The sequence below is a fragment of the Planotetraspora thailandica genome (assembly GCF_016863335.1).
Lineage (GTDB): Bacteria > Actinomycetota > Actinomycetes > Streptosporangiales > Streptosporangiaceae > Planotetraspora > Planotetraspora thailandica.
In genome coordinates this window covers 101,880-116,471 of the sequence record NZ_BOOR01000025.1, presented here as the reverse complement: position 1 = coordinate 116,471, position 14,592 = coordinate 101,880, and the positions used below count along the sequence as shown (strand labels likewise).

At 67.5% G+C, this 14,592-nt stretch carries 10 protein-coding genes and 1 pseudogene; 6 read left to right on the top strand and 5 right to left on the bottom strand.

Annotated elements, in window-relative coordinates; all coding sequences use genetic code 11:
• Positions 1-140 precede the first annotated feature (140 nt).
• Positions 141-332 (top strand): annotated as a pseudogene (locus Pth03_RS18345) (transposase); the annotation flags it as partial.
• A gap of 178 nt (positions 333-510) precedes the next feature.
• Here Pth03_RS18345 and Pth03_RS18340 read toward each other — a convergent pair.
• From Pth03_RS18340 to Pth03_RS18320, 5 genes are all read right to left on the bottom strand, one after another.
• Positions 511-1,173 (bottom strand): pentapeptide repeat-containing protein, encoded by a 663-nt coding sequence (locus tag Pth03_RS18340; RefSeq protein WP_203945515.1) that lies wholly within the window; start codon positions 1,171-1,173, stop codon positions 511-513.
• 246 nt (positions 1,174-1,419) lie between these two features.
• On the bottom strand, positions 1,420-2,427 hold the full coding sequence (locus Pth03_RS18335; protein WP_203945514.1) for a zinc-dependent alcohol dehydrogenase family protein: 1,008 nt from the start codon (positions 2,425-2,427) through the stop codon (positions 1,420-1,422).
• Between the two features lie 285 nt (positions 2,428-2,712).
• Positions 2,713-2,931 (bottom strand): ArsR/SmtB family transcription factor, encoded by a 219-nt coding sequence (locus Pth03_RS42370; protein WP_308442362.1) that lies wholly within the window; start codon positions 2,929-2,931, stop codon positions 2,713-2,715.
• Positions 2,932-3,336: 405 nt separating this feature from the next.
• Positions 3,337-3,834 (bottom strand): hypothetical protein, encoded by a 498-nt coding sequence (locus Pth03_RS18325; protein WP_203945513.1) that lies wholly within the window; start codon positions 3,832-3,834, stop codon positions 3,337-3,339.
• Between the two features lie 757 nt (positions 3,835-4,591).
• A complete protein-coding gene (locus Pth03_RS18320) occupies positions 4,592-4,825 on the bottom strand; it encodes a hypothetical protein (protein WP_203945512.1) in 234 nt (77 codons plus the stop codon).
• Between the two features lie 223 nt (positions 4,826-5,048).
• On the opposite strand from Pth03_RS18320, the gene Pth03_RS18315 reads away from it, so the two are divergent.
• The 5 genes from Pth03_RS18315 (at position 5,049) to Pth03_RS18295 (ending at position 14,488) form a co-directional block, all read left to right on the top strand.
• On the top strand, positions 5,049-6,020 hold the full coding sequence (locus Pth03_RS18315; RefSeq protein WP_203945511.1) for an ABC transporter ATP-binding protein: 972 nt from the start codon (positions 5,049-5,051) through the stop codon (positions 6,018-6,020).
• A complete protein-coding gene (locus tag Pth03_RS18310) occupies positions 6,017-7,372 on the top strand; it encodes an ABC-2 transporter permease family protein (protein WP_203945510.1) in 1,356 nt (451 codons plus the stop codon). The genes Pth03_RS18315 and Pth03_RS18310 overlap by 4 nt, the downstream gene beginning before the upstream one ends.
• 4 nt (positions 7,373-7,376) lie before the next feature.
• Positions 7,377-10,127 carry a bifunctional YncE family protein/alkaline phosphatase family protein gene (locus Pth03_RS18305; RefSeq protein ID WP_203945509.1) on the top strand — a complete coding sequence of 917 codons (2,751 nt, stop codon included), beginning with the start codon at positions 7,377-7,379 and terminating at the stop codon, positions 10,125-10,127.
• 185 nt (positions 10,128-10,312) lie between these two features.
• Entirely contained in the window at positions 10,313-13,102 is a 2,790-nt protein-coding gene (locus Pth03_RS18300; protein WP_203945508.1) for an alkaline phosphatase family protein, read from the top strand.
• Positions 13,103-13,465: 363 nt separating this feature from the next.
• A complete protein-coding gene (locus Pth03_RS18295; RefSeq protein ID WP_203945507.1) occupies positions 13,466-14,488 on the top strand; it encodes a PAS domain-containing sensor histidine kinase in 1,023 nt (340 codons plus the stop codon).
• Positions 14,489-14,592: the final 104 nt, after the last annotated feature.

Genomic DNA, 14,592 nt, shown 5'->3' with positions numbered 1-14,592 from the left:
ATCACGTCCATGACGCCGCGGTCGCGTCCACAGGTGTGGTGTAAGAGTTTCCGCTGATAGAGGCGTGGCGTCGTGAAATGAGTACGGCCATCGCGTGATCCTTCGTGATTGCGACATCAAGATCGAAGGAGAAGAAAGCGATGGCCGTGAACGACAGTGTGGACCCTGCCGCGTGGCTCGCGAGGCAGATCGAGGCCGGGGATCCGGATCTGTTGCGATCCATGGTGAAGACCATGGCCCAGGCGTCGATGTCTGCCGAGGCAGACAGCGTTTGCGGAGCCGACTACGAGCAACGCAGCACCGGTCGAAGCCGCAACGCAGCGTACGGCAGATCTCCGTGATGTACCGGTCACCGACATCAGGTAGCGGGTCCCGGGGCCGAAGTTGAGGCAGAGGCGTCGCCGGCTTGGCCGACGCCGCTGGTATCGATGCGGCCCTGAATGTCGTCGAACTGGTCAAACAGCATGCGTAAGCCCACGATGGTCTCCAAGTCGACAGGCCGGGGACGGGCTAGTCCTCGCCGAAGGTGACCTCCAGCTCGGCGGCGAGCGCCTGGGCAAGGTCCTGGAGTTGGGGCTGGCTGACGATGACCTTCTTGAGCGAGGCGACCCCGCGTATGCTCCTGAGGTCGTTGCCACGGAGATCGCAGTCACGGTAGGAACCACCGTTGAACTCCGTTGCGTGCATCTCGCAGCCGTCGAAGGCCGCGCCGCTGAGGTCCGGCGCGGTGAATGCCGTCTCCCTCAGCGAGCAGGACGAGAAGATGACCGGGCCCGCGGCAGGGACATGGGTAAGCGTTGCGTAGTCGAGCTTGCACAGGTCGAAAATCACGTCGTCGAGGACGATGCCGTCCAGGGCAGCCCCGAGAAGCTTGCAGTCGGTGAAGACGACACGACTCAGCTTGCTGTCCGACCAGTGCAGGCCGGACAGGTCACATCCGGACAGCTCCACCGAGTTGAGGTGCAGGTTGTCCAGCTGCGCCCGCCGCGTGGAGACGTCGGTGATGCGACCGCCCATGAGGTTGATCCCCGACAGGGACAGCTCGCGCAGACGTGCACCGCCGTAGGTGAACTCGACGAGCCGGTCATCCTCGTCCAGTGACGCGACCTCGGTGAGGTCATCATCGAACTGGGGCAGCGTGACGTGCGTCTGGCGAACAGTGCGGGTGTCCATAGGTCCCTCGATATCAGGTGGTAGGGCGCTGCTCAGGCCGATGAGGACAGTTGCCGACCGAGTGACCGGCGATGCTCGGCATGGCGCGACTCCTCCGTGAGCAAGCGCGGTGGTGTGCCCGCCGGAGAGTCGCGTCGGTCCGGCGGGCGCACGCGGGTCAGCTGTCGAGGTAGCCATCGTTGATGGCGGTCTTGGTCAGGCGCGTGGACCTCTCCACGGACGGCCCGGCGTTCGCATCAGGCCGGTTCACGACGTCACGTCGTCGTGGGCGACGGTGACGACGATCTTGCCGACCTGGCCGTTGGCCTCCATGTAGCGGTGGGCCTCGGCGATGTCCGCGAGGTCGAAGGTGCGGTCGATGATCGGGGTGAAGGATCCCGAGGCGAGCCCCGCGTTGACGAAGGCGACGGCGCGGCGCAGGCGTTCGGGGTTCGTGGTGATCGCCCTCATGCTGTAGGTGCTGCTGGTCAGTTCCGGGTAGGAGTGCGCGTTGGGCAGCGGGGTGGGGCGAGGGTCGAGAGCGCCGTAGACGACCAGGCTGCCGCCGGGGGCGATGCCCTGGGCGATGGTCTCGACGCCGGGGCCGGCGATCGGGTCGAAGGCCAGGCGCACGCCTTCGCCGCCGGTGATCTCCTTGACGCGGGCAGGAAGGTCCTCCTCGTCGGTGGCGATGACATGGGCAGCGCCGGCGTCCAGGAGGCGCTGCTTCTTGCCGGCGCCGCGCGTGGTGGCGACGGGGATCGCGCCGATGTGGCGGGCGATCTGGATGGCGGCCAGCCCGACGCTACTGGAGGCCGCAGTGATCAGGACATAGTCGCCAGGACGCACCTGGCCGGACTCGACGAGGGGTCCGTAAGCGGTGATGTAGGCCATCCACACGGCGGCGGCCTGCACGGGGTCGACGTCTGCCGGGCGGGGAACGACGGCGGCGGCAGGAACGATGACGTGGTCGCCGTAGGTGCCGTACTTGCTCTGCCGGAACGCTGGCACGACAGCGACCAGGTCGCCCTCGGCGAAGCCGCCCACTCCCTCGCCGACCGCCTCGACCACACCTGCCGCCTCGTAGCCGAGCCTGGAGGGGAAGACCGGCTTGTCGAAGTAGACGCCCTCGCGGTACATGATTTCGGCCCGGTTCAGGCCGATCGCATCGACGCGGATCTGCACCTCTCCAGCTCCCGGAGCGCCCACCTCCATGTCGCGGAGGGTCAGGACCTCAGGGCCGCCGAGCCGGTCGAACTGTACAAGTCTTGCCATGGCGTATCCGTCCTAGGGGCGGGGATCGGGGAAGCGCACCGAATCAGCTCGGTGCTCACGCCCACATTGCACCCAAGGTTCGATAGACGTCAAATTTTGATCGCCATCGAAATATGTGCTTCATCGGCCGGCGAGCGGCGTCCACCGTGCTACCTCAGGCCGCGCCCGTCTCGGGCTCCGCGGCGGATGCGGCCACCACGGCCGACAGCAAGCCGGGGAACTGCCCTTCCATCTCATCCGTGCGCAGCGTGTTCATCTTCGCTGTCCCCCTGTAGTACTGCCGGATCACGCCGGCTCGCGCAGCACGTTGAGGTGGTGGGTGAGCGTCGAGACCGACACCGGCGCGTCGAAGGTGCCGCAGTTCTTGTCCTCGCCCGCACGGGCCAGCTGGGACACCACCATGCGCCGGACCGGATCCACCAACGCCTCCAGGACCTGCTGCAGCGAAACCTCCGACAGGTCGGGGTGCTCCACGGTCCTGGCGGCGGTGCGGGGGCGGGCCATGGTGACTCCTTGAAACGGCATCGATGCGATCAGGCCGTAGTACGACCGCCATCGAAACCGGACCTGCCCCAAGATCAGCTACGCCATAACCAACACACTCGCCGCTCGCAGCACCGCGCCGCCGCGAACTACCGGACTCGAACCGGCTCACCCCACCGGGAAACCGAACGCACGAGCGTTGGCCTGAACTCCCATTCAGCATTTGAACGCGGCGGCTCGAGAAGCGTACGGCAGCGTAGCGGGGATATCGACGGATTTGCCCTTCGGCGAGAGCTCTCCAGCTCCGGGGCGATCATCAAGGGCCTGCTCATAGTTGCTCGCCGCAAATGGCCGAGGTAGCGGGCGATCACCCCGTCCGCCAACGACTCGGGACAAGCCTTCAGCTGGCGTTCAGGAAGACGCGACCTATGAAATCTCTATGTCGAAGACGATCATCCCGCCTTGGGGATCGAAATGGAACCTCGCCGTGTAGATGTCGCCGGTGACCTCGGAGGTGAACTCTTTGTTCACCTTCCAGGCCGCCCCCTTTGGCACGAATGGCGCGATGCTCTCCACGACGGCCGGCGGCTTCTTGGCCGGCGCCCAGTCGTAGTCCTGCTGGAGTCGCCGGACGTCCTCCTTAGCGAAATGTGCCACGCCGGAGACGCGGTAGTCGGTGGGACCGGGTATGCGCGAGGAGGCCGAGCCGAGCGGAACCTCGTCCCATTCGATGTCAGTGACGTTCCCAAGCTTCGGAAATCGTTCCAGTATGGGCTTCTTGTCCCGCTGGATCGTCGAATGCGTCGGCCGATTCGCGGCGCTCCTGCTACCCGAGGAGTCCACCACATCGCTGCCGCATCCGCTGACGAGGGCCAGCGAAAAGAGCAGTGCAGTGGCCGTACGGACGAGGTCAGCGCGTACCAAAAATCACCCCTGTGCCGTTCTCCGTAATACGCCTCCGCCTGCCACGATCGCCTCGCCTGCGGTTCCCACCACGGCAGTAGGCCGGCCCGGCTGCGGACGTGATCATCCAGCGGAGATCCCGTCCAGCGGGGATCCCATTCAGCGAGGATCCTAGGTGCAGAACGGACATCGAAGCATTCGTCGAGCCGCTCCATCAGAGCGGACGCGTGATCGGGGACGACCTGCAAGGCCCAGGTTTCCGCGACATGCATGAAACCGAGCAGGTCGCGTTGGGCGGCCTCGAGCAAGTCCGGCAATGCAGTCGCCGGATTATCGATGAAAAGATCTTGCGCCAACTGCTCCGGTTTGTCGTCAGGCCGGACCCGGAACCTGTCACTCAGGATCTCCACCCACGGCGAAGATCGGAGTGTCTTGAGCCGAGGCGACCTGATCGGGGGTGAGGGCGTAGGTTCTGGCTTCCTTCCCGATCTTGGCGTATGCCGCGCCGGCCCTACCCGGAGTCAACGCACTCGCCCCATCTCAAGGCCCTCCAAGGGCAACCGCAGAGGGATTCAGAAGAGAATTAATCAAAAGAATTTAGTTATGGCGATCCATTGATACCGGCCCAATTCGCAGAAACTCGCGGCCATTTGACCCGCGCCGACCGAAGCTGTTGTGCCTAACGGGCCGACTCTGACCAACTCATTTCCGATTGCGCAACCCTCGCCCATTTCACGGGCTGAATGTCTCGCCGTCCCATGCGGCAGCGAGGAGACTGCTACACCCGCGCCCTCGCCGCCCGGAAGGCCGTCGCCGCCGCACCCGGAACGGCCGCCGCATGGTCGTCCGGGACCCGTTCGGATCCACCGTGCTCGCCGTACGACTCGCGAAGCCCCGCACCGACGACGCCGCCCGCGGCAGCGCCTGGCTCGCCCTGCTGAACCTCGGCACAGACCTGCCGTACGACGCCCGGGCTCGCGTGCAGCCACTCGGCCGTCACGACGAGCACCATCTCCGTTAACCGTAGTGTGCAAGGGCGCAAACGCGCTGACCTGCGCAATCACACAATCGCTCTGTTTATTAGGTAATTGCCAGGTTAGAAAGGTTAGCGCCCGGTTAAATGGAATAACGATAAGATAAGTGGGATTTGCCCAACGTTTGACTTGGCGCCTTACTGAGGCAAGCCGCGATCTCTAGGTTCCTTTGTGCTGCAGATCAAGCCAAGGGAGACCGACATGGACACGAGCCCCGCAGTCCGGGGTCGCGGGATCACGAAGTCCTTCGGTGACGTCGTCGCGCTCAACGGCATCGACCTCGACGTGGGGAGCGGGCAGGTCCACGGCCTGGTCGGCCCGAACGGCGCGGGCAAGACGACGCTCCTCGGTCTGCTGTTAGGCCTGGCGGTCGCGGACAGCGGCAGCCTCGAGATCCTGGGCACTACGGTCGGGCGGACGCTCGCCGTACCCGAGGGTGTCGCGGGCTTCGTGGACGGCCCCGGCCTCTATCCCTCGCTCACCGCTCGACAGAACCTCACGGCCCTGGCCTCCCTGCGCCGGTACGACGCCGGGGGCACCGGCAACGTCGACGACGCGCTGGAGCAGGTCGGGCTCACCGACGTCGCCGACGACCGCGTCCGGGGCTTCTCCCTGGGGATGCGCCAGCGGCTCGGGCTGGCCGCCGCGCTGCTCACCAAGCCGCGACTGCTCGTCCTCGACGAGCCGTCCAACGGCCTGGACCCCGCCGGCAAGCACCACGTGCACCGCGTGATCACCGAACTCGCCGCGGGCGGAACCGCGGTGGTCCTGTCCAGCCACCGGATGGACGACCTCGCCGCGCTGTGCTCCGAGGTCACGATCCTCGCCACCGGGCGGATCGTGTTCTCCGGCCCGTTGAGCAAGCTCGCCGCCGAGAGCGGCGAGCTCGACTACCGGCTGGTCACCTCCGACCCGGCGACCGCCCACCGGCTGGCGTCGGAGACACCCGACCTCCGTGTCGTGCCCGGCCGCGACTCCGGCCAAGGGCCGGGCGCCGACGTCGTCGTCCGCGGGCCGGTGCCGGCCCTCGACGAACTGGTCGTGCGGCTCGTGCAAGCGGGCGTGGCGCTGCGAGAGCTGGGGCCTGTGGTGCCGCCGCTCGAGGCCGCGTTCCTTGCCCTGACCGGGACCGGCACCGTACTCGCGCAGACCGACCAGGAGGACCAGCGATGACCGCGACCATCACCGAACCCCGGGCCGGCGCCCGGCCGGCGCCCGTGATGCACGGCTACCGGTTCGAGCTGGTCAAGCTCCTCTCCCAGTGGCGGATCCGCCTGCTGCTGCTCGCCTGCTGGATCGCCCCGGCGGCCTTCGTGGCCGCGGTGAGCCTGCAGACCTCGCTGCCTGCCGACACGGTCTTCGGCCGCTGGATGAACGCGACCGGCTGGGCGGGGTCGCTGGTCGTGCTGGACTTCTCGTGCACCTGGGCGCTTCCGCTGCTGACATCGCTGGTCGCCGGCGACGTCTTCGCCATCGAGGACCGGCTCGGCACCTGGCGCCATCTCATGGTGGCGGTGCGCTCCCCACGGCGGATCTTCGTGGCGAAGACCCTTGCCAGCCTCACCGTGATCCTGCTGCTCGTGGCCGGACTGACCGCGTCGGGCATCGCCGGCGGCCTGGCCGCGGTCGGCAACCATCCGCTTATCGGCATGGACGGCCACAGCCTCGCCCCGGCGGACGCGGCCGGCACGGTCCTGCTCGCGTGGGCCTGCGCGTTGGCGCCGACGCTGACGTTCGCCGCGGTCGGCCTCCTCGGCTCGGTCCTTCTGGGCCGCTCTCCGATGGGGCTGCTGCTGCCCGCACTGCTGGCCTTCGTGCTGCAACTCGCACAGCTCCTCCCGCTGCCGGTGGCCGTGCAGCTGGCCCTGCCGAGCCACGCCTTCCTCGCCTGGCGCGGGCTGTTCACCAGCCCGGCGCAGACGGGCCCCATCCTCATCGGCCTCGCGGTGAGCCTCGTATGGGCGATCCTCGCCACCGTGCTCGCCTACCGCCTGTTCCTGCGCCGCGACTTCACCAACCTCGCGTACGACGGGTCGGGCCGGCGCATCCTCGTGGCTGCGGTCCTGCCGCTGGTCGCAGTGGTCGCCCTCAGCGTCGGCGTGATCGCCGGAGCGACCCCGGCCACGGGCTCGGGAATCGAGCAGAGCAAGCTGCAGAACTCGCTCGCCACGGCGTTCGCCCACCTCTACCGGCTGCAGACACAGGAGCTCAATCGCCCTGACGTCACCGAGGCCCAACTGCAGGCCACCGCGTCCTGCGACAAGGGCGACTCCCGGGTCCTCGACGAAGGACCGGGCAACGACTGGCGGTGCGTCGTCTCTTGGCACCTCCCCGGCACGACGGCCGTGGGCAACGCCATCTACCAGCTCGACGTCACCGCAGACGGGCGGTACGTCGCCGACGGAGACGGACCTAAGGAGGTGAACGGCTACTTCCAGGTGCGCACCCCGATCGGGGACGCGCCCAACCCCCTGTGGCAGTTCGACGGGAACGTCGACCTGCTCGCAAGCACGTCGAAGGAATAGATTCATGCAAGTCACGCGTCAGCGCGTCACGAAGGACCGTAGCGGACTCTTCACCCGGCCCACCGGCCGCCGGGTCAACCTCCTCGCGGCCGCCACCGCCGCTCTGGTTGTCGCCGGCGGGGGCATCGCCTACGCCAACACGACCGTGTTCGGCACCGACCAGGTCGGCCAGACCACCGACAAGGGCCTGGTCGTCTCCGACGCCCAGTACGTCAAGCCGATCGGTGACCGCCTCGTCATCAACAACGGCAAGATCATGTCGTCCACGGTCAGCCCGGACGGCACCCACCTCGCGGCCGCGGTCACCGACGGTGGTGCGGCGCTCGCGATCGTCGACCTGAAGACCTACACGGTGCAGCAGGTCGTCAGCAACTCCGCGTCGTCGACCCCGCGCCTCAGCGGCACCGACGTGGGCCAGGAAGGCCCCACGTACTCGCCCGATGGCAAGCACCTGTGGCTGGGCCGGACCGACGGCTACACCCGGCTCGACGTGAACGCGGACGGCAGCGTCACCAACCCGGTCGACATCAAGATCGCCGCTGACGGCTCCAAGCACGCGCTGTCGGCCGCGGCGGTCTTCTCGGCCGACGGCTCCACCGTGTACTCGGCGGTCAACGGCCAGAACCGCGTGGTCGCGCTCGACGCGGCGACCGGCGCCATCAAGCAGAGCTGGGCCGTGGGCAACGCCCCGCGCGGCATGGTCCAGGTCGGCAACAAGCTGTACGTCAGCAACGAGGGTGGCCGCCCGGCCAAGGCCGGCGAGACCACCATCAACTCGTACGGCACTCAGGTGCCGGCCGACCCGAACACCGGTGCCACCACCACCGGCACGGTCAGCGTCATCGACCTGGCGAACCCGGCTGCCGCCCCGAGCAGCATCGACGTCGGTCTGCACCCGACCGCCGTCTACGCCAAGAACGGCGCGGTGTTCGTCACCAACACCGCCACCAACGACGTGTCGGTCATCGACACCCGCAAGGACAAGGTCGTCCAGACCATCGCCACCCAGCCGTGGCCGGAGGCCTCGGTCGGCTACGAGCCCGACGCGGTGACGCTCACCGACGACGGTCACCTGCTGGTGACGCTCGGCCGCGCCAACGCGGTCGCCGTCTACCGGTACAAGAGCCCGCAGGAGCCGGTCAGCTACGTCGGCCTGCTCCCGACGGACTACTTCCCCGCGGAGATCACCACCGTGGGCGACGACGTGGTCGTCTCCAACACCCGTGGTATCGACGCCCGCCGCCCCACCACCGCGGCCGGGCACGGCACCCACGACACGACGTCGAGCCTGACGCGGTTCAAGCTGCCGACCGACAAGGCGATCGCCAAGTACACGGACACGGTCTTCGAGCAGAACGGCTGGGGCAACAACGACCTGAAGGAGGCGCACGGCAACAAGCAGAAGGCCGAGGCGATCCCGAAGCGTCTCGGCGACCCGTCGACCATCAAGCACGTCTTCCTGCTGGTCAAGGAGAACCGGACCTACGACCAGGTCTTCGGTGACATGCCGCAGGGCAACGGCGCCCCGGCGCTGGCCCAGTACGGCGAGAACGTGACGCCGAACCAGCACGCGCTGGCTGAGCAGTTCGGCCTGTACGACAACACCTACGACATCGGCACCAACTCCGCCGAGGGTCACAACTGGCTGATGCAGGCCGACAACCCGGAGTACACCGAGTCTTCGGCCGGCGAGTACCTGCGCAGCTACGACACCGAGGACGACGCTCTCGGCCACCAGCGGACCGGCTTCATCTGGTCCGGTACGCAGGCGGTGGGCAAGTCCGTGCGGGACTTCGGTGAGTTCCAGCAGTTCCTGACCAAGCCGTCGGGCGCCACCTGGCAGAACCTGTACTGCGACACCAAGAACATGCAGGCGACCGGGGCGAGCACCGGCTACACCCTGGACTCGTCCTCGCCGATCCCGTCGCTCAACGACGTGTCGGTCCACGGCTTCCCGAAGTTCGACACCAGCGTCCCGGACATCTACCGCGCCGAGATCTGGAAGCAGGACTTCGAGAAGAACGGCCCGGCGAACCTGAACATGTTCTGGCTCTCCAGCGACCACACCGGTGGTCCGGTGAACGGAGCCGCTCAGGTCGCCGACAACGACCTCGCCGTCGGCCAGATCGTTGACGAGATCTCGCACAGCAAGTACTGGAAGGACTCCGCGATCTTCGTGGTCGAGGACGACTCCCAGGCCGGCACCGACCACGTCGACGGCCACCGTGCCCCGATCCAGGTCATCAGCCCCTGGGCCCAGCACGGCAAGGTCGACAGCCGCTACTACACGCAGATCAACATGATCCGCACCATCGAGCAGATCCTCGGGGTCCAGCCGATGAACCAGAAGGACACCGCGGCCACCCCGATGACCGGGGCCTTCACCAACAAGCCCGACTACACGCCGTTCAGCGCCCTGCCGAACCGCACCTCGCTGACCCTGGGTCTGTCGGGCACGAAGCTGCCGACCTGTGGTGCGGACGTCCCGGCGCCGCAGGACGCGAACGCCGCGCCCGCGCCGACGGCGAAGGTGCCGGCGGCCGAGCAGCAGGTGGCGGCGAAGTGGGGGGCCTGGAAGTCGCAGCAGGCGTTCACCGGACCCAACGCCAGGCCCGACTCCGCCAACCCCGAGCAGATGAACCACTTCTCGTGGTACGAGGCGCACGACTGGGCGAAGCCCTACCCGGGTGAGTCCAAGATCGTCACCCCGGACCAGGTGCCGGGCGCCTACATCCCGTCGTCGGACAACGACTGACCGTAGGCTGATCACATAGGAGGGCCCCTGGCCGGCGTCACCGCCGGCCAGGGGCCGCTTCTGTCCCCTGTGTGGCGAATACAGGATTTGGGCCACCGAGTGTCTGCCCCGAGCGGGGCGCGCCCGACCGGCGGCAGTTCGACGGGAACGCCGACCTGCTCGCGAGCACGACGAAGGAACAGTTCATGCACGTCACGCGCCAGCGCGTCGCGAAGGACCGTCTGCGGGTCTTCAGCCGGCCCATCGGTCGCCGGCGGATCCGCCTCCTCGCGGCCGCCACCGCCGCTCTCGTCGTCGCCGGCGGGGGCATCGCCTACGCCACCACGGACATCTTCGGCACCAACCAGGTCGGCTCCACCACCAAGACCGGCCGGCAACTCGCCGACGACCAGATCATCGAGCCGATCGGTGACCGCCTGCTCGTCGACGACGGCAAGCTGCTCGCCTCGACGGTCAGCCCGGACGGCCGCTTCCTCGCGGCGCTCACCACCGACCGGTCGATCGCTCTGACCATCGTCGATCTGAAGAACTACGAGGTGCTGCAGCAGGCCGGGACCGCCTCGACCGCCGACGTGCACATCTCCGACGACAACGTCGGGCAGGAGGGGCCTGCCTACTCTCCGGACGGCACGACCCTGTGGCTGCCGCAGATGAACGGCTTCACCCGCTTCCCGGTGAACGCCGACGGCACCCTGGGCACTCCGACGTCCATCGACATCGCCGCGCGCGGCTCGAAGCACGCGCTGCCGGCCCAGGCGGTCTTCTCCGCTGACGGCACGACCGTGTACGCGGCCGTCAACGGCCAGAACCGCGTCGTGGCGATGGACGCCGCGACCGGAGCGATTCAGCGGAGCTGGACCGTGGGCACCGCCCCGCGTGGACTGGCGCTGGTCGGCGACAAGCTTTACGTCAGCAACGAGGGCGGCCGCCCGGCCAGGCCCGGCGAGACGACGATGAACTCCTACGGCACCCAGGTGCCGGCCGACCCGGTCACGGGTGCGGCGACCACCGGCACCGTGAGCGTGATCAACGTTGCCGACCCGGCTGCTCCGGTCGCCTCCATCGAGGTGGGTCTGCACCCGACCGCGATGCATGCCGCCCGCGGCGCGCTCTTCGTCACCGACACGTTCGGCGACCAGGTCTCGGTCATCGACACGTCGAAGGACAAGGTCGTCCAGACGATCGCCACCCAGCCGTGGCCGCAAGCCTCGGTCGGCTATGCCCCGGACGGCGTGACCCTGACCGAGGACGGCCACCTGCTGGTCACCCTCGGCCGGGCGAACGCGGTCGCCGTCTACCGGTACAAGAGCCCGCAGGAGCCGGTCAGCTACGTCGGCCTGCTCCCGACGGACTACTACCCGGAGGAGGTGACCACCGTCGGCGACGACGTGGTCGTCACCAACACCCGCGGCATCGGCGAGCGCGGCCCCACGCGCACGATCGACAAGGGTGCCGGCACCACGCCGGCCACGGGCCACAACACCCACGACTCGACCGGCTCACTGCTTCGGTTCAAGCTGCCGGCCGACTCGGTGATCCGCAAGTACACGGCCACGGTCTTCGCGCAGAACGGCTGGGGCAAGAACGACGACGTGAAGGATGCCCACGGCGACAAGCAGAAGGCCGTGCCGGTCCCGAAGCGCCTCGGTGACCCGTCGACCATCAAGCACGTCTTCCTGGTGGTCAAGGAGAACCGCTCGTACGACCAGATGTTCGGCGACGACCCGCGCGGCAACGGCGACCCGTGGCTGGCGCAGTTCGGTGAGAAGGTCACCCCGAACCAGCACGCTCTCGTGCGTCAGTTCGGGCTGTACGACAACACCTACGACATCGGAACCAACTCCGCCGAGGGCCACAACTGGCTGATGCAGGCCGACAACCCGGAGTACACCGAGTCCAGCGCCGGCGAGTATCAGCGCAGCTACGACACCGAGGACGACGCGCTGGGCCACCAGCGCTCCGGCTTCCTGTGGACCGGCGCGCAGGCCGCCGGAAAGACCGCTCGCAACTTCGGTGAGTTCACCCAGTTCGAGACCGTCCCCGCCGACGCGTCGTGGCAGAAGTTCTACTGCGACGCCCGGAACATGGCGGCGACCGGTCAGGACACCACCATCAAGACGGACACCGAGTCGCCGATCCCGTCGCTCAACGACATCACGGTGCACGCCTACCCGAAGTTCGACACCAACATCCCGGACATCTACCGGTACGAGATCTGGAAGCGTGACTTCGAGGCCAACGGCCCGGCCAACCTCAACATGTTCTGGCTCTCCAGCGACCACACCGGTGGGGCGCCGAACGCGGTCGCCCAGGTCGCCGACAACGACCTGGCCGTCGGCCAGATCGTCGACACCATCTCGCACAGCAAATACTGGAAGGACTCCGCGATCTTCGTGATCGAGGACGACACCCAGGACGGCGTCGACCACGTCGACGGCGCCCGCGGACCCGTGCAGATCATCAGCCCCTGGGCGCAGCACGGCACCGTGGACAGCCGCTACTACACGCAGATCACCATGATCCGCACCATCGAGCAGATCCTCGGGATCCAGCCGATGAACCAGAAGGACAGCGCCGCCACCCCGATGGCTGCGACCTTCACCGGCAAGCCCGACTACACGCCGTTCAACGCGGTGCCCAACCAGGTCTCGCTCACCGACGGCCTGGCCGCCCCGCCGGCCTGCGGCAACGACATCCCGGCTGCGGCGGGCCCCTCGGCGCTCGGCGGGCAGACCACGGCGTCGACCGTGCCCGCCGGCAAGCGGCACATCGCCGAGGTCTGGACCGCCTGGCAGCGGAAGCAGCAGCAGACCGGGCCGAACGCGATCCCGGACTACGCCAGCCCCGTTCTCATGAACCACCTCACGTGGTACCAGGTGCACAACTGGGCCACGCCGTACCCGGGTGAGACCAAGATCTTCACCCCGGACGAGGTGCCCGGCGGCTACCTGCCGGCGCCGGAGTCCGACGGCTGATCTCGGCACGACTCGCGCGACGGCCCGCCGGGATCCCGGCGGGCCGTGCGCCTATCAGAACTCCTCACCAATTGGGAGTTCGACCAGGCACCGCGACCAAACCTTCGATGCACTTGGTCATGAAGGTCTATCCGGCTGAGTTCAAGGCCGACGCCGTCGCGTTGTAGGCAGTCGATGGGCGCGGTGGGCACCAGCGCTGACAACGCCGCCGCCGAAGCGCTCAACGCCACCCTTAAACGGGAAACTCGACGGTGCGGGATGTCGGGGATGGCTGCGCGCCCCGCCACTAGGGTCTCTGACCTGCGTAAAGTGAGAAAAATGAGGCCTTCGCAGGCTAGTGCCATCCGAGAGGGGGCTCTCGATATGGAGACGCCGGATAACGAGGTGCTCTTGAGAGCGGTCGCAGCTGTGGCAGACGCGATCTACGTCATCGACCAGGACGGACGAGCGACTTTCGCCAACCCTGCCGCGCTTGCGATCCTCGGCTACGACGAAAAGGAGATCCTCGGGCGGCCGAGCCACGAAACGATCCACTATCGCCGCCCGGATGGGTCGCCGTACCCCAAAGACGAATGTCCGCTCGTGCGGCCACTCTTCTCAGGCGAGACGGTCCGGGGCGACCAAGATGCGTTCATCCGCAAAGACGGCTCGCTCATTCCGATCGCCTACTCCTCCGCGCCGGTCACCCTCACCGACGGAAAGGGCGCTGTCGTAGCGTTCCACGACATATCGGAGCGTATGCGCCTCGGTGAGGTGGAAGCGTCACGGGCACGGATCTCCCGCGCCGCCGACCACGTGCGACGGATCATCGAGCGCGATCTTCATGACGGAGCACAGCAGCAATTCATCACTATTGCCCTGGAACTGGAGCATATTCGCAGCGTGATCGGAATCAACCCCGAAACGGCGGAGCGCCTGCTTGAGCATGCGCAAAAGGATCTTCTCGACGCCATTGAACAGCTCAGACGCTTGGCCCACGGCATTTATCCCGCTGTTCTCTCGGAGCGGGGGCTGGTGGCCGCGCTGCGATCACTGGCACGGCAGGCGATGACGATGGTCCACGTGAAGGCGGATGACATCGGACGCCTGCCGCCCGATACCGAAATGACTGCGTACTTCATCGTCGCCGAAGCGGTTACCAATGTCGTCAAGCATGCGCAGGCCGATCACGTCGAGATCGCGCTAGCACGTACGCCGCGCGTGCTCCGGCTGACGGTCATGGACGACGGCGTGGGGGGAGCGACTTTCGGCGCCGGCACCGGGCTCCAGGGGCTTCGCGACCGGGCCGACGCAGTCGGTGGCCGGCTGTCACTCGAGAGTCCGATCGGCGGCCCCACTGTCATCTCCCTGGAGTTGCCGATGCACGGGGAACCCGGCCGGAGCTGAGGTCGACCGCGCGAAGGTGCACGCCTGTCTCCCACGAGCCAGCCGCGGTACGACTATCTGTGGGAATAGCCGGTTGGACCGTCAGGGGGCGCGTCGCCGTCCTT